The following is a 16,456-nucleotide window of genomic DNA, read 5'->3' as shown; positions in this document are numbered from 1 at the left end:
AGTTCCACAGTAAAGCAATTGAATTACAATTTAGTTGATACTTCAGCAAAAGGTGTCGTCTAGATTATTCCCCTTTTCTAGCTCTCTGTAATAAAAAAGCAACAATGAAAATAACAAAACTAAATCGATTTACGACACTCCCTGTTTTACTTGATCTGCTACAAAGACAAAAATTGACATTATTAGATCCTAAATCTTGGGAAGATAAAAATGATTCAGAATTAATTTTAGAGTATAAAAAGAAAAAGAAAATTAAAAACCTCTTTGCAATATGCTTTAGTCATGGAGATGAAACAATACACCACTGGAAAACATTTTCTAGCGGAGCAAGTGGTTGCCTAATAGAATTTGACGCCCAAAAGCTCTTCGCAATTATTGACAAAATCCCAAACTTAAAGCATAAAAAAGTAACCTATCGAAGACTGTCGGACGTTGAAAATAAAACAACTATTTTAAATGTTGACGATATTCCCTTCACGAAAAGGTGGCCATATCGATGTGAAGAAGAATATAGAATCATTGTGGAAAGAGACAATGATGCTGAAAATGTCTTTGATATTGAAATTTCGCTTGATACTATCAAAAGAATTACCATCAGCCAACAAATGCCTGAGACCATTTATAAAACAATAAAAGAATACTTAAACAATTTAAAAGGAAGCCCAGATAGTCGAATTAATAGATCAACTCTTTTTGAGAACAAAAGATGGATTAACAAATTTAAGAAATAATATAAAAAGCTCTCCTCAAAAACATTTTCTCTAGTCGACCTGGTCATGCTATAAAATTAGGCCCTTGTTTTTCATAAGAAAAATCCTTTTCGTACCTTTTTGAAAAGTGCAAGAAAAAATATTCTTTTGGCAAGAAGAAGCAATATCCCAAATGAATTAATCGTTTAATTAGACAGTTTATAAAATATGCGGTTTTACAGCAATCTCTTAAAAAAAGCTCTTATCTTTCTTCAAAATTTTAGTATTTGGATTCGCTTACTGATTTCCGGATTGAGCTATTACATTTTCTTTGTCATAACACTCTTGGTGCTGTTTGGGCTTTTATGGTTCTCTGATCAAGTTCAAGATTTACTTCTCACTCTCAATCAAAAAAAAGAAGGTCTTACGCAAGTTCCATTATATTTTTTTAGCATTTTCATTCTTGCTTGTCAAATCTGGTTGTCTCCAAAGTATCTACACCAATGGAATATCAACAAAATGAAAGGAGTCAACTTCTTCAAATTTACTCCAGAATATAGTTACGAATTTTACAAAAATGAATTCTCAAGAAAAGACATTACCTACAAGGAAGCCAATCGATACCATATCATTTACATCCTTCCAAGAGTTTTAGGCTCGATGGTTTTAGTACTAAGTATGCTTGCAATTATAAAGGCATTCATCGATTTTGGATATATGGGTTTCTTAAATGAATATCCAATTTTAAAATTTTTCGTCTCTCCTTATTTTTTGCTTTCTATTTTCTGTTTTTTATTTTGTCTATTATTGGACTACAACATCTACAATAAATTCTTAAAAACATACATCAAGGGGCTAAAGCACAAAAGATCTTTCTTTGTCTTAACTATATTTTTACTATTTATATCAATTATAATTTTTGGAAGCCTTAACAATGAAAAGAGCTCACAATTAGCATATCTCCTTTTAGCAAATTTATTTTTATTGGGCATTTTTTTTACCCTTTCATTTACCCGTAAGGAAATTTTCAAAACAGCGAAACAAAGACAATGGTTTTATAATATTTTTATTATTTCAATTATTTTCTTAATTCTTTTGTTCGCAGTCATTAATATATTCATTCATATTTCTCAAAAAATAAATCCTTTATCCATTGTCATAATAGGATTCGTTGGCTATCTAACACTTGCCAATATACTTCTGCTATATGGTAAAAAGTATAAAATATTATTGCTCAGCTTCTCAATGGTAATGTCTTTCGCCCTTTCTTTTGTCATCATTGGAAATAAAATTAAATTTAAGTATTACAAAATTGAACCTGTAACTGTTTCACATAAAATAGATCGAGACTCTCTTGAAAACTATATTGACCTGTGGATCCAGGAACGAGCTAATCTGATGATACAGGCTGATAAAACTCACCCTTATCCAATTTATTTTGTTGCAGCACAAGGTGGTGGCTCCAAAGCGGGTTTATGGTCTTCTATCATTAACAGCTACCTTCACTCCAAAACAAATGGAAAATATTTTGAAAATCATCTATTCTTACTCACTGGCGCATCTGGTGGTAGCGTTGGTAATGGTTTATATTTTAATACTGTTGCGGACAATATCAATGCGCAATTATACATCCAAACTAAAGATACCGCACAAATTCAAAGTGTTTTCGGCGACTTTTATCGCACAAATTTCTTATCTTCTTCCATTGTCAGTTTGCTCGGTAGAGACGCTTTTCAATCAACAACAGGTATTTCTTTGACAAAAAATAGAGAAGAAATATTAGAAGAAGAATGGGAAATTGCTTATCAAAAATATATAAGCGATAAAGACTCTCTTAGTTCTGACTTCTTACAAAAATATGATAATAGGAAAAAAAATAGTCAGCAGAAAAAGCTACCTCTATTAATGGTTAACACTACGCATGTTCAAACAGGACAATACACACTAATATCACCGGTGACCACATCTTTTGCCAATGGCAATTTGGGCTCACCTATTAGAGATTTTTATCATGATTTGCAATCTTCCTTAAAAGAGAATGGTAATCAACAGGCTGACTCTTCGTCTATAAAACTTTCAACCGCACTCGCGCTAAATGCTAGTTTCCCTTTAATTACTTCGGCAAGTGAACTCGAAGGAAAAGGCCAATATGTTGACTCTGGTTACTATGACAACATAGGTGGTATCATTGCTGAAAAAGTTTATTCTATATTTGAAAAGAGATTGAATCTTTTTATTTTTAAACTTTTTATGAAAAAAGAATCAATTAAAAATCCTAATGATGTAATTAATAAAGAGGGACAACTTCACAAATTCATGACCTTCAAAGGTAATTTTTTTTCAAAAATTGACTTACACCCCATTCTAATTATTAATGATTACAACGCACCTAAAAACAATTATAAATCATACAATCAATACCTTGCACCTGTAGAAACCCTGCTAAAAGTACGGTCGGGACATACTATTGAAGAAATTGGAAATCTGCCAAACAGCTCTTTTATTATTTTGAAGAAAAACGCAATAACTTCATTCGGAAAAGAAGGCACAATTATACTTCCATTGGGACGATACTTATCGGAAAAAGCAATTCTGTCCATTGAAGATGGCGTCTATGACAAAAGTGTAAAAGACACTTTAAACAAATTTGTCAAAAAAATGAATTATTTTAAAAACTAACTAAATTAATAATATGAAAATACTGCGTTATCAATCATTTGGGCAAGCTGTTTTTGATTTGGAAGAACTTTTACAAAAACTGGGCTATAAAGTCATAGCGAATACATATTTTGATATTAATACTTTGGCTGCTGTTAAAGACTTTCAAAAAAGGAATAACTTGGTTGTAGATGGTATTGTTGGACCAAAGACATGGGCAGTAATGTTGAAAAAACAGCTCGACATCTTTGCTCAAAATGACAAGTTTTTATCCGAACAAGATCTTGTCGACTTTTCCCGAGAATACAATTTAGAATTAGCTGTGGTAAAAGCTGTAAACGAAGTGGAAAGCTCGGGAAAAGGCTTTTTAATCGACGGTCGACCAAAAATTTTGTTCGAAGGACATATATTTTGGAAAGAATTGCAAAAAAGAGGAATTGCTCCCAATGATTTTCTCAATACTGGTACAAAAAGTATTCTCTATCAAGCTTGGACAAAAAAATATTATCTTGGGGGTATTAATGAATATCATCGCTTGGAATTGGCTATCCACATGGGAGATAATCCTAAAATTAAAGAAGCGGCTCTCTGCTCAACTTCTTGGGGCGCTTTCCAAATTATGGGCTTTAATGCAACAACAATCGGCTATCCGAATGTTGATGCCTTTGTTTCTGATATGTACAAACATGAAAGGGAACATCTTCGCGCATTTGGTTTATTTCTAAAAAAATATAACTTGCTCAAATTTCTAAAAAATAAAGATTGGTCAAAATTTGCCAAAGGCTACAATGGTCCCTCCTACAATCAGAACAAATACGACATTAAGCTGCAAAAGGCTTATGAAAAATATTCAAGATAACTTTCAATTTAAAATTACACTTATGAAAAAATATTTCTTTGCATTTAGCTTCCTTACTGCTATTTTTTTTTCGTTTTTATCCTGCAAAAGCATCCAAACTGCTCCATTTGATCAATATGCTTATCAAAAAACGGTAGAATTAAAAGTTCAATCAGAACTTTTGTTAAATCAATCAACAACACCTTACAAAGACCATCTAACAGAAATAGGACAGCTACTTAACAACTTAAAGCTCATTAGAGAATACGAAAAAAATCGGCCAAATAACGAAATAACTACAACGATGTGGACACTTATGTCTGACAAAGACAAACATCTTTTAGTCGGGTTTCTAAATTATTGGCAACAGAAAGGCTCTGTTTCTTCAGCTTTTTCAATGGAATCAAATCAACAAATTCAACAAGCGTTTGATTTGTTAATAAAGTATGAAATTGCAAAAGATAAAACCTCCGAACAAAACCTTTCTCAATTTATCCAAAAACAATAAATCATGGCAAAAAAAACAGACCAAATTATCAATGACCTAAGAGTCGAGATACAACATATTTTGAATAATTCTTTTACCGATCTTAGCAAAGAATCGCAAAAAGACTTAACCGATTTTCTTAAACAATCTGAATCAAAAATTATTCGTTGGACTAATCTTTTAGCTGAGCATCAAATTACGCAAGAGGAGTTCGAATGGTTGATAAAAAGTCAAAAGGAACTATTGTCTTTTCAAGCACTTCAATCTGCAGGGATTTCCAAGTTGAAATTAGCTCATCTAAAAAATAAGGTAATTAATATCATTATAACGACAGCTTTGAGCTATATTGCATTATGAAAATAATAACGTCTTAATATTGTTTCCTTTTTCAAAAAAACTAGTTGGTAATTTCTCTTTTAATAACACTAGTTTGTTATTTATTTGAAGCGAAACTTGAACTTCTAAATACAAAACGAAAAAAGGAAAGTAGGGGGGGGGGAGAGTCTAATTTAATCACAAAAGTATCTTTCTTGTCGTTACTTTTTAACTAAATCCTATTTCTTATATCAAAAAAATAAAAGCTATTATGAAATACTTAATATCCTTTCTTCTGTTGTTTCCATTTTTTTTATTTGCTCAAAAAGTTCAAATTAAAAAGGAAAAAGTTCTGATTGATGACAGTGAAGTCGCAATTATTAAATCTCCATATCGTGATCATTATGATTACTATACCTTGAATAATCATAAGGTATTCGAAGTTGATCTCAAAGGTGTCACGCTCTCTAAGGAGCAATTTATGTACTATTTAGAGTTGAAATCCTCCGACGGAAAAGTAACTCAAATTCCATATGAAGTTTTAGTTACTTCCCTCAAGCCCGACCGCATCATCACACATCAATTGGTCGTTAAATACCTTCTTTTGGATCAAAAGGGAATCAATGAAACAAAACTAGAGGAATTCTTCAACGTTGAAAGGGAAAACTTAGCCGATAAATATAACCAAATGAAGGCCAATAGCTTTGCTGACGAAAACGAGAAAAAGGCTAAGCTTAGCAATATCAGAACGCGTTATAACCCACGTTTGGGCTCTGGTGGCGAAATTTTATATAATAATGGAAATTATCCCGCCAAAATAGCAGGCTACGCTAAAGCTTATCAATGTAGTGGGTTCAACCCCAGCCCCTGTTTGGAAATATGGGATTTAGATAATATTAAAGTAGCTTCAATGTTTACTTCAAACAGAGGTATCAAGACGTATTTAGTAAAAACTTATGATGGTAATCAGTTTTTCTTTGATGCGAGTAGATCGTACGCCGCTTCTGATTATGCTTTTGTTTCAGAGCTTGTTTCTAACTTAATCTTAGAGGGATATACATTGGAACATCAGGCTTATTACAAAAACTTAGAACTACAAAACGCAAAGATTGATGATGCAATCGAAAGAAGTATTAATCTGTTCGATGCACCTGGTTATGTTATTGAAAAATCAGGAAAGAAGACTGATGGATACATTACAATTTGGTTTGAACAATTAGACGTTAATCGAACAGGTGAAAGGCTGCCAAACGAAGGAGCTATTCTATATGGACAAAGTCTTACATTAAAAACACCATTGCCCGCCAATAGCATGAAAACAAAAGAGTACAATGCTGATTCCGGAGTTCAGTTCTGTGTTAACAATAACAATGGTACTCAGGATTGCTATCTTGGCCTAAGTGTAAGGGGGGACGCTATGAAAAAGCTTCAAAATTTTGGAGATCTACATGGGAATAATGCTTATTTCTACCGTATAATTTCTAAAGAAAAGGGAATTACGCTTCTACAAGACCCTGTTGATCTTCATAAATATGTAATCAAAACAGATTTCCAAGCCAAAGGGCAAATTCTGGATGATCGTTCCAACGAAAAGCTAAATGCTAAACTTTCTGAATATTTGAGTGACTGCAAAAAAGTTTCAAGTGAACTAAAAAATGAAAACTTGGATCTTAGAAATTTAGAGAACATGCTCTACATTCTAAAAGAATATAGCAGTTGTAAAAACTAACAGCGACTCGGATTCTCAATTTCTGAATCATTTAAAACACCAATTAATTTTTTAACAAAAAATTAACTTCGGAGTACAATATTCGCTAACGAATAATCGTTAGCTTTATAAAAACAAAAAAAACACAAATCTATGCCGACAACACCGTCAAACAATGCTTTGGCTACATCCGCTGACTCTTCCGGTCGAAATGTTCGTGCTGAGTTTGCTGCAGACTCTTTCTTTGTGCTGGACAAAGCTGTTGTTTTTTCTCAAGCTTCTGGAGATCAATTTGGAATTGTGGGAACAGGCTCTAACTCAACTTTTAGAACAACTTCTAAGCTGGGTTATACCGGGAAGGTTTTTGCCATTTGTCAAGGTCAGGTTTTTGTACAGCCTAACTTAGGAGACACAACAAAGGTTAATGTTATTCTTAAACCCTTTTCGCAACCTATCAAAGGGTTGGCTATTAAATATATAATATACAGGGGACTTTTAAAAAGTGATTTTTTTGATAATTCTACTGGAAAAGTAAAAGATAATCAAGGAACGTTTACTGGATTTATTGATGTCATTCAGACTGATTTTAAAAAATTTTATACTAATATTTCACCTATTCCAGATTTTAAGGCAGAGTATATAGGCTATCAGGCGTATAATACCTCTTTACCTATTGAACAGCAACAACAAGCTAGTGATCTTATTGATGATTATTTTTTAAAAAAATCACAAGAGATGGATGCCAACGGACAAACTACAGAACCTGCAAAAAAAGCATACGAACTTCCAATGATTCCTAAAGGAACTTATTTGGGAAATGCTAATTCTAATTTTGGGATTGATATTGTCCTTAATGAAGGAGATTTTAGTATAGAGAATGACCCTAATCCTTTCCTTCTTAATCTAGCCTATGCAAGAGCAGCCGACCATGTACTGAGTTATGCCAATTATCCTAATGCTGATACCGATTTTAAGAAAAAGCTGTTAAGAGAATCCGCTACTCAGTTTATCGATATAGCTGCATTTTATGGAATGCATGCACAAGGAAAGGGCAAGCTTTATGTCAATACTCAAACCAATCCGTTGCAGACTGCTGATGAAATATATGCTGCAATACAAAATTTCCAAACCAAAGAGACGGTATATCTATACATCCAAAGCAACAGACAAAGATCCTATAATTTTTATGGAAACTATGATTTAAATGGAAAAAATATTAAAGTAGGTTTTGATGAAAACAATCTAGTTGAAAAAAAATTCGGAACAGAAAACTGGCCTATTGAACAAATTTCAAATATGGGCGCACAGGACAAATTGTATTTACAATTTTTGCATGGTAGAGATTTTAACATTCCTATTTTATACTCGTTCAATAAAAATGTAGAAAATACAGAATCTATTTATTTTGTCAATCGTGAAGAATTGATCAATACAAATTTGACCAACCCGATTGAATACACAAATAAAATAGAAATTTCTTTAGAAAAAGTGAATAATCATCTGATTTCTGAAGCTATTTTTATTGGATACCAAGGTGTTAATTTTGAAATAGATAATTACCAAGATTTTCCACTTTCCCCAAAAAGCAATTATTTTTTATTGCATAAAATCTTTCCATTAGTAAATGCAAATTCGAGTTTGATATACGACGAAGGCTCAATTAGTGTTTTTGAAGATTATAAAATTTCTCCACTAGCATTATTGAGTTATAAAGAAGTTTTTTTGGCAAGTAATAAAGTCGTTACTGACTTTGGAAAAAAAATGATTTCACCAGATAATTATGAAACCAAGAAAAGAAAAATGTTTATATCTCATATTTCAAGAATTCCTGATAATCTTAACATGAAAAGTTGCCGGTTTCTCAATCCTAATAATTTATTGGCAACATCTTCCGAAAATAAAATACTAGAATTTATTTATAGTGAAAAAGGATTTAGTTTAAGGTCATATCAATTACAAGAAAATGGTATAGATTTTAAAACTTTATCATTGAAATATAATGATGAAATTATTAATGAATATTTTCATTTGGGAATAACCGATGAAGAGTTAAGTAGTTTAAAACAACTAATTCCTACAGAAGCATACAATGTCAGATTTAAGTTAAATGACGAAACCAATTACGATATGGATTTTGAGAACGATGTAGTATTTTACAAGTTTTCGTTGGGTATTTTGTATGAAAACTCAGCAGGGAATTTAGAGGAATCATTTCCTCAAACGGAAGTTAATGTTTATGGGATCAAGATTAATTTTCTTGCTTCAAAAGAATATGCATCTTTTGAAGATAGGTCAATAGCAGAACAAATAATAATCTAAGAGATGAGTTCATTAATACATACATTAGAATTTGTGAAGTATTTTACTTTTTCAAATTCAATAATTACCCATCACAGTCCTTCTGCTGAATATGTAGATCATGAAGATGTACAAATTGATACTCCCGAAGGATTTTCGTTCAAAATAAAAAACATGAGATTTAATTTTTTTAAACCTCAGGAAAAAAATATTGAAAATTATATAAAAGTGAATTGGGGCAATGAGGTTATGCAGCCAGACCAAGCACTTACCATTAACGTTAATCAAGACAAAGTTTATATTTTTCATTCTGAACAATTTTTAGCACTTAGTCCCAGTAATCAAATTTTTGAAAAAAATCAATTTTCTGCCAAGGTCTCAACTGGTGGCTTTTGGGGCTATATCTATAGTGTAGTAATACAGGTGGAAGGAGGGAACTCTGTAACTAATTTTGAAAATTTTATGAATATGCCATATGGAGATGTTAACACATATGGGACGTGGAAAGAGCGGTTTAATCATGCAATTACTGAAGCCAAAATGGGTGATTATTCTTTGCTCAACTTATATGATCCTCGTATTTTTCCTCATGAAATGAAAATAGATGATAGAATTTTCTTTTTAGAAAACTTTGAACAATCAAATATACATCCTGATGTTGTAGTATCTCTACTAAAACCAAAAGACAAAGCCGAAGCTTGGAGGATAATTCATCTTTTAAAAGATGAATCAAAAAAAATGATTTTTAAACTAAACAGATTCTTCTGGCATGGTTTAAACTCTTTTCTCACAAGTACAGAAGACACCATAAAAATAGAGTATATCTTTAAATATAACGGAGCCTTAAAAGAACTATTTGACACACAGAGTGAGCTTTTTGATTTAGTAAATATCGCTGTAAAAGAGAAAGCTGTATATTCTCAATATGAAAATAATTGGAATTTGTATAATAAATTAGCGGAAACTGCAAGTGTATTTATTTACAATCCTAACTATAATACACCAACTAATCTATATCTAGATTTCTACTCTAATGAATTGGACGAACCCTGTTATGCTCAAAACATTAGAGATCCTTATTTTCCCTTTGATACTTATCTAGGACAACCAACTAATGAACAAAATACAAAATTAGCATTTTCATATAGAGCTTTTTTAACATCTCCTGAAAATATGCTTATTTGTCATAAAAAAGTTCTGTTCAAACAAATGGATCCCTTACAATTGGTAAAAGTATATATTTTAGATGCTGATAAAGATTATACTAAAGAAATACAGAAGTTTGATTCCTATGAGAAATTATTGAAAATTTATACGAAGCCTCCAAAAGATGCAGATATAAAGTATGTATTAATGCCTGCGGTATGTTTGGTTAATTTATATACACTAAATATATTTTTTCATGATAGTCAGCTTATTAATTTTTACAAAAGCCTTTCCATAGCTTATATGTCTGCCTACTTTACAGCATTGGCCCCTATAGGTTCAGTAGGTTTTTATTTAGGATTAGCTGATACATTTGCGGTTACAGGCTCTACTATATTACAAGCTCCGGGAGTACAGGAGTCATTACATCAATATGATGTACAACACGGTACAAATTATCAAAGTGCAATTAATGATACTTGGGCAGTGATACAAGGTGGGATAGTGGCTATTAATCTTACTGCCGGCACTATTTGGGGAGTTACTACTATTAATAATCTTGTTACAAATTATACAACTTATAGAATTGCTTTAAATCAATTTAAGGCTAACTTTGATATGCTTACTCCAGAACTAAGAGCTAACCTTAAGCCACTTATGGAAAATGGTTGGCTACATCTGGATAATGTAGTAAGTGATTGGGAAGCATATATGCAAACAGTTAATAATGCTTTTAAACCCGGAAAAACGGTTGGAGAAGTCCTAGCAAATCGAACAAACTTAATTTTTGAAGAACCTTCAGTATATCTTAAACAGAGTTATATAGATGCACAATATGCAAAATACCAAAATGGATATTCTTTTTTAACAATTGAAGAAAAAGGAAAAAATTGGTTGACGTCTGGCTATGATACAATTGGACCTTCCACAGGGAAATTTTCAACCTCATATGATGAAATGACACAATTATTAACAAAAGCCGATGGGAATTTAAGCTGTATTCAAGATGAGATAGGAATTTTACCAGGTACTGATGATTTCATTGCTCAAGTTAGGAATGGAGCAAAAGTTATAAGAGTTGATATATTTCCCAATCAAGTTGGTTGGTATCGTCTTCCAAAAGGTAATGAACTTGGAGCAAATCCAATTTGGCTTCCTGGAGGCGTAACCCCTAAAAACTGGATTGAGATTATAATTCAGCCAATACCTAAAAACATATTAAGTCCTAGTCAAATAACATACGTTAATCTTAAATAATATGAATTTATCTGATAAATTTTTAGAATTTATAATAAAAAATGAGCCTAGGTTTTTAAATGATAGGGAAATAACAAATGAAATTAAAGACAAATTTCTGTTTATTTATACTTTTATAAATCAGGGAAAACTTGAAGAAATTCTAAAAGGAGAAAAAATATATAGTATTTATAAAAACTGGCCTCCTAATTATTATACCTATGACGGTTCTAAGACAGATTATTCATTTCTTCTAAATGTATTATCTTTTTTAGTTGAAGAAAAAATACTTGATAATAAAGTTATTACGAAAGGTTTACTTTCAATAGCTAAAGAAGATTACACCTATATATTTATTTACATTGACAAATACATTACTAACAATATTAATGAAAAAATATTTGACTTACCAGAAATAGTTAACTTTATAAATGAAAACTTTTTAAATAAGGGAATGAAAATTGAAGATAGAGGATATTTTTCGAATAATGGAATGAAGAAATTCAATGATTTAAATTTAGGAACAAAGTTCAATATATAGAAATGATTTAAGGCTTCCAGTAGGTATTACTCCTAAAAACTGGGCAGAATTAATAATAGAATCTATTCTAAAATCAAGTTTAAATAGTAACCAAACAACCATAATACCAATAAGATAATGAATAGTGAGACTGAAAGACTTTTTCAACAAAATTATGAGAATTTAATAAAAACATTGAAAGAGTTTATAAACCAAGGAAAACTCAAAGAAGTATTAGTAGGAAAAGATGAATATAGCACCTACAAATATTATCAACCTCTTTATGGAATGGCTTTTAATGAGGCTGGTGAAACAGATATAAAACTGCTGTTTAATGTTTTTCATAATTTTATAATGGATGGCACCCTCACTTGTGAGCAATTAACTAATTCGTTGATAGAAGCATCAAAAGATGAGCTAGATTATTTATTTATTTATTTATATATTTATTTATTTGACTATATAAAAAATGAAAAACTAGATTATGAAAAAGATGATGCTGAATATTTAAATAAAGAAAAAGACATGATTTTAGATTGGAGAAAACTTGTCAACTATATCAATCAAAACTATTTAGATAAAGGAGTTAAAATACATGATAAAATATATTTTTCAAACAATGGGATGAAAAAATTTAACAGTCTAAATTTGGATATAAAGTTTAATGTGTAATTATGTTAAAATTTATTATCTTTCTTTATGAGATATGATTTCACAAGAAACGTAAATATTAGTTAAAAAGTATGTTTTAAACTCCGTTTGGGGGAGCATTTCGTGATGACCCAAATGATTTCATGAGTGTTGCTGATGATCATCCCCCCACTAAACAAAAGTTAATAAAGCTAATGAACGTTATTTAGAAAGTATATAATGACAATAAAAAAGGAAACTAATGAATTTTTTTAAGGTGCTATTAGTTTTGTTTCTATTTACAAGATGTGGTTCAGAAAAACAATTAGAGAAAGACGAGTTAGAAATTGTGAATAGTTATATTAATGAAAAATTATTTATCGACTTAATAAATCCAAAAATTAATGAAAAATATCTTGAAGTTATTCAAAAAGATACTACAAAAAAATACAGTCTAAATGAAAAATCAGCACTTCTTGAGAATGTTAAAAAAGAAGTGTCACGAGAAAAATACTACATGACTATTTCGGACACTTTATTTTTCACTGATGAAAATTCTAAACAATATAAAGCAATGACAACGGCTTTAGTATTTTCACCACTAAAAACACCTGATAAAGTTAACAGAAAAATTAATCTGAAAAATTTGAAAATTAGAGATAATATAATTTTGGTTTCCACAAACAAAGGAAGAAATACTGATCAATATTTAGGAAGTTTTAAAATATCGAGAGTAATTTTTGATGCTAGTAAGGCTAGAGCATTTATATATAATATGGATGTAACTAGACCTGAGGAAACAATTCATACAATTAATGAATTCGAAAAAAAAGATAATTCTTGGTTTCTCAAGTAATGTTCCAAAAAATAGCCCCTGCAGGTCTGCTTAGCATGCATTTATGCAAATCCCAATATTTTATAAGTATCACAAATGATCCACCTAATAAGGATAAATTGGTAGATTTAATGAACAAAATACAAGTGCTTTATGATGATAACAAAAAGTAAATTTATGAATTCAATATATATTGCATTAGTTTAATTTTATTTATATGTAATCTTCCCAATAATTGAACTTATTGTTTTTCAGTATTTTGATAAAAATATTAATTTTTTAACAAAAAATTAACTTCGAAGCATAATATTCGCTAACGAATAATCGTTAGCTTTATAAAAACAAAAAAACACAAATCTATGCCGACAACACCGTCAAACAATGCTTTGGCTACATCCGCCGACTCTTCCGGTCGAAATGTTCGTGCTGAGTTTGCTGCAGACTCTTTCTTTGTGCTGGACAAAGCTGTTGCTTTTTCTCAAGCTTCTGGAGATCAATTTGGAATTGTGGGAACAGGCTCTAACTCAACTTTTAGAACAACTTCTAAGCTGGGTTATACCGGAAAGGTTTTTGCCATTTGTCAAGGTCAGGTTTTTGTACAGCCTAACTTAGGAGACACAACAAAGGTTAATGTTATTCTTAAACCCTTTTCGCAACCTATCAAAGGGTTGGCTATTAAGTATATAATATACAGAGGACTTTTAAAAAGTGATTTTTTTGATAATTCTACTGGAAAAGTAAAAGATAATCAAGGAACGTTTACTGGATTTATTGATGTCATTCAGACTGATTTTAAAAAATTTTATACTAATATTTCACCTATTCCAGATTTTAAGGCAGAGTATATAGGCTATCAGGCGTATAATACCTCTTTACCTATTGAACAGCAACAACAAGCTAGTGATCTTATTGATGATTATTTTTTAAAAAAATCACAAGAGATGGATGCCAACGGACAAACTACAGAACCTGCAAAAAAAGCATACGAACTTCCAATGATTCCTAAAGGAACTTATTTGGGAAATGCTAATTCTAATTTTGGGATTGATATTGTCCTTAATGAAGGTGATTTTAGTATAGAGAATGACCCTAATCCTTTCCATCTTAATCTAGCCTATGCAAGAGCTGCCGACCATGTCCTGAGTTATGCCAATTATCCTAGTGCTGATACCGATTTTAAGAAAAAGCTTTTAAGAGAATCCGCTACGCAATTTATCGATATAGCAGCGTTCTACGGAATGCATGCACAAGGAAAGGGCAAGCTTTATGTCAATACTCAAACCAATCCGTTGCAGACTGCTGATGAAATATATGCTGCAATACAAAACTTCCAAACCAAAGAGACCGTATATCTATACATCCAAAGCAACAGACAACGATCATATAATTTTTATGGAAATTATGCAGAATCAGATACCAATGATAACAACATCAAGATAGGTCCCGATGTTAATAATTTGGTTGAATCTCAATTTGAAGAAAACTGGCCTGTTGCTGAGATTACCTCTGGTGCTAATCTGGCTTTGCAACTGACTACCGATAATAATAATGCAGCTGCTCTTTATGTGAAACAAGGTTTGCTTAATCAGAGTACTTCTCATGAAGATTATTTTATCCGAAACAAAAATCTATTGCAAGAAGCAGGGACTAATACCAACACCAATTATACAAAACCTCTTATTTTTGATTTTCTAAAGAAGTCTGGAGGGGAAACGATTGCTTCTATTATACAATTGGTTTATGAAGGTAAACTTATTCTCGTATCTGAAGATATTGCGACAGGAGATCCTAATAATCCTGCTCAAACAGTCTATCATTACATGAAAGATATTGACGATATTTTTGGGATGATTAATGCAAGACCGCATATCCAATCACTTACCGGATCAGACTTGTATTATATTGTAGATCAAAATCTCTTGCTAATTAATTTTGAAAACAAGACGGGAGGACAAGACATTGCTACCGTTACTACAAAACGGACACAAGATTTGGTGTCTAAGGACGATGATCAAACTTTATCCCGAATTACCTACGAGACCTTACTGAATGACATCCGACAAAATACGGGGTCTTTTTTCCAAAGTCTGTCAGCTTATAAAGACAACTCCAACAGTGGAGTGATGGACTTTAGTAAAAACCGCAATAACTTTTACCAACCAGAAAGTCCTTATTATCTGCAGACAGAAATTTTTACAGGATATGATGGGATTACAATAACAGGCTTATCACTACACTCTCAAGATGGAGCCATCCCAAGTAAGAAACTCTTAGGCATCACAAAAGAGGAAAACGACTCTTTAATTGCTCTTCTTGATACAACCATTAATAATCCGAAAATCTATTTTAGAAATGAACTAGAAGATGAAGAAAGCTATTACACATCTTCCGAACGAATAGACTACCGAAAGTACAGCGTCTGTATTATTGGCGAAAACCAAACAGGCGAACTTGAACTCTTAGAACCTACCAACAAAATCTATGTCACAACCATCGATAACAGAATCTATGCTAGTGAAACGTATAGCAAGTGGATGCCGATGATTAGTGAAAATAATTTTAAAATATTAATCAGTAATATATGGACGCAGTAGTAAGAAGAGACGGTGTAGTTGTACAATTATCTGGAATAAAAGATCCTGTTTTTTTTACTTCTGGACATTTGGCTGGTTTTAAATCAGATGCTAATATTTATTACCTATATGATGATAAAGGACATTATGCAAATTATAATCAATATCTTGAATATAGTAATAAGGAAAGAGAATTAAAAGATGTTGATATTTTTAGCTATTGGAAATATGCAGCAATAGGTGACATTATTTTAGTAAAAAAAAGAGAAGTTGTATATGTAAACACCGCAATAAATTCATTAGATAATCATTATAAGTGGGTACATTATAGGAAATTTTTCGCTCAAGGTGATGTGTTTTCTATTACGCACATTAATGTAACAAATTTTGCGATACTTAGTGAGGTTTCTGATGGTGCTTACCTTGGCGTTGTCGCATTAGAATACTTTAGAAAAAATATTGTTCAGGCTTCTTTGAATAATGATCAATTAATAGAAGTTATAGCCAATATAACCCAATTAAT

General features: G+C 31.4%; 13 protein-coding genes. All 13 read left to right on the top strand.

The features are described 5' to 3' along the window. The first annotated feature begins 104 nt into the window (after positions 1 to 104). Positions 105 to 731, top strand: a complete 627-nt coding sequence (locus AC4AGG_RS08295; RefSeq protein WP_489771525.1) for a hypothetical protein — start codon at positions 105 to 107, stop codon at positions 729 to 731. 765 nt (positions 732 to 1,496) lie between these two features. After that, a complete protein-coding gene (locus tag AC4AGG_RS08290; RefSeq protein ID WP_489771524.1) occupies positions 1,497 to 3,368 on the top strand; it encodes a hypothetical protein in 1,872 nt (623 codons plus the stop codon). Between the two features lie 13 nt (positions 3,369 to 3,381). Then, the gene (locus AC4AGG_RS08285; protein ID WP_489771523.1) at positions 3,382 to 4,206 is read left to right on the top strand and encodes an N-acetylmuramidase domain-containing protein; all 825 of its coding nucleotides are present in this window, start codon (positions 3,382 to 3,384) and stop codon (positions 4,204 to 4,206) included. A 22-nt stretch (positions 4,207 to 4,228) separates the two neighbouring features. After that, entirely contained in the window at positions 4,229 to 4,693 is a 465-nt protein-coding gene (locus AC4AGG_RS08280) for a hypothetical protein (RefSeq protein ID WP_489771522.1), read from the top strand. Between the two features lie 3 nt (positions 4,694 to 4,696). Then, on the top strand, positions 4,697 to 5,029 hold the full coding sequence (locus AC4AGG_RS08275; RefSeq protein ID WP_489771521.1) for a hypothetical protein: 333 nt from the start codon (positions 4,697 to 4,699) through the stop codon (positions 5,027 to 5,029). 229 nt (positions 5,030 to 5,258) lie between these two features. Then, the gene (locus AC4AGG_RS08270) at positions 5,259 to 6,716 is read left to right on the top strand and encodes a hypothetical protein (protein WP_489771520.1); all 1,458 of its coding nucleotides are present in this window, start codon (positions 5,259 to 5,261) and stop codon (positions 6,714 to 6,716) included. A gap of 132 nt (positions 6,717 to 6,848) precedes the next feature. Beyond that, positions 6,849 to 9,014, top strand: a complete 2,166-nt coding sequence (locus AC4AGG_RS08265) for a hypothetical protein (RefSeq protein ID WP_489771519.1) — start codon at positions 6,849 to 6,851, stop codon at positions 9,012 to 9,014. A 3-nt stretch (positions 9,015 to 9,017) separates the two neighbouring features. Next, positions 9,018 to 11,396 (top strand): hypothetical protein, encoded by a 2,379-nt coding sequence (locus tag AC4AGG_RS08260; protein WP_489771518.1) that lies wholly within the window; start codon positions 9,018 to 9,020, stop codon positions 11,394 to 11,396. Position 11,397: 1 nt separating this feature from the next. Continuing rightward, a complete protein-coding gene (locus AC4AGG_RS08255; RefSeq protein ID WP_489771517.1) occupies positions 11,398 to 11,916 on the top strand; it encodes a hypothetical protein in 519 nt (172 codons plus the stop codon). 117 nt (positions 11,917 to 12,033) lie between these two features. Beyond that, positions 12,034 to 12,567, top strand: coding sequence for a hypothetical protein (locus AC4AGG_RS08250; protein WP_489771516.1), 534 nt, complete (start codon positions 12,034 to 12,036; stop codon positions 12,565 to 12,567). Between the two features lie 220 nt (positions 12,568 to 12,787). Then, positions 12,788 to 13,381: a hypothetical protein gene (locus tag AC4AGG_RS08245; RefSeq protein WP_489771515.1), complete on the top strand. Its 594-nt coding sequence runs from the start codon at positions 12,788 to 12,790 to the stop codon at positions 13,379 to 13,381. A 338-nt stretch (positions 13,382 to 13,719) separates the two neighbouring features. Further along, a complete protein-coding gene (locus AC4AGG_RS08240) occupies positions 13,720 to 15,954 on the top strand; it encodes a hypothetical protein (RefSeq protein ID WP_489771514.1) in 2,235 nt (744 codons plus the stop codon). Next, positions 15,942 to 16,456 (top strand): hypothetical protein (locus AC4AGG_RS08235; protein ID WP_489771513.1); only part of this gene is annotated, 515 nt, incomplete at its 3' end. The genes AC4AGG_RS08240 and AC4AGG_RS08235, both read left to right, overlap by 13 nt.

This window comes from Chryseobacterium sp. CG10_8, from assembly GCF_058117085.1.
The sequence above is the reverse complement of the archived record's forward strand: the minus strand, read 5'-3'. Positions and strand labels throughout refer to the sequence as shown.

Excerpts from the sequence above, each read along its gene's own strand:
- AC4AGG_RS08270 (WP_489771520.1), top strand. The coding sequence starts at position 5,259 with ATGAAATACTTAATATCCTTTCTTCTGTTGTTTCCATTTTTTTTATTT.
- AC4AGG_RS08260 (WP_489771518.1), top strand. The coding sequence starts at position 9,018 with ATGAGTTCATTAATACATACATTAGAATTTGTGAAGTATTTTACTTTT.
- AC4AGG_RS08255 (WP_489771517.1), top strand. The coding sequence starts at position 11,398 with ATGAATTTATCTGATAAATTTTTAGAATTTATAATAAAAAATGAGCCT.
- AC4AGG_RS08245 (WP_489771515.1), top strand. The coding sequence starts at position 12,788 with ATGAATTTTTTTAAGGTGCTATTAGTTTTGTTTCTATTTACAAGATGT.
- AC4AGG_RS08275 (WP_489771521.1), top strand. The coding sequence starts at position 4,697 with ATGGCAAAAAAAACAGACCAAATTATCAATGACCTAAGAGTCGAGATA.
- AC4AGG_RS08265 (WP_489771519.1), top strand. The coding sequence starts at position 6,849 with ATGCCGACAACACCGTCAAACAATGCTTTGGCTACATCCGCTGACTCT.
- AC4AGG_RS08285 (WP_489771523.1), top strand. The coding sequence starts at position 3,382 with ATGAAAATACTGCGTTATCAATCATTTGGGCAAGCTGTTTTTGATTTG.
- AC4AGG_RS08280 (WP_489771522.1), top strand. The coding sequence starts at position 4,229 with ATGAAAAAATATTTCTTTGCATTTAGCTTCCTTACTGCTATTTTTTTT.
- AC4AGG_RS08250 (WP_489771516.1), top strand. The coding sequence starts at position 12,034 with ATGAATAGTGAGACTGAAAGACTTTTTCAACAAAATTATGAGAATTTA.
- AC4AGG_RS08240 (WP_489771514.1), top strand. The coding sequence starts at position 13,720 with ATGCCGACAACACCGTCAAACAATGCTTTGGCTACATCCGCCGACTCT.
- AC4AGG_RS08295 (WP_489771525.1), top strand. The coding sequence starts at position 105 with ATGAAAATAACAAAACTAAATCGATTTACGACACTCCCTGTTTTACTT.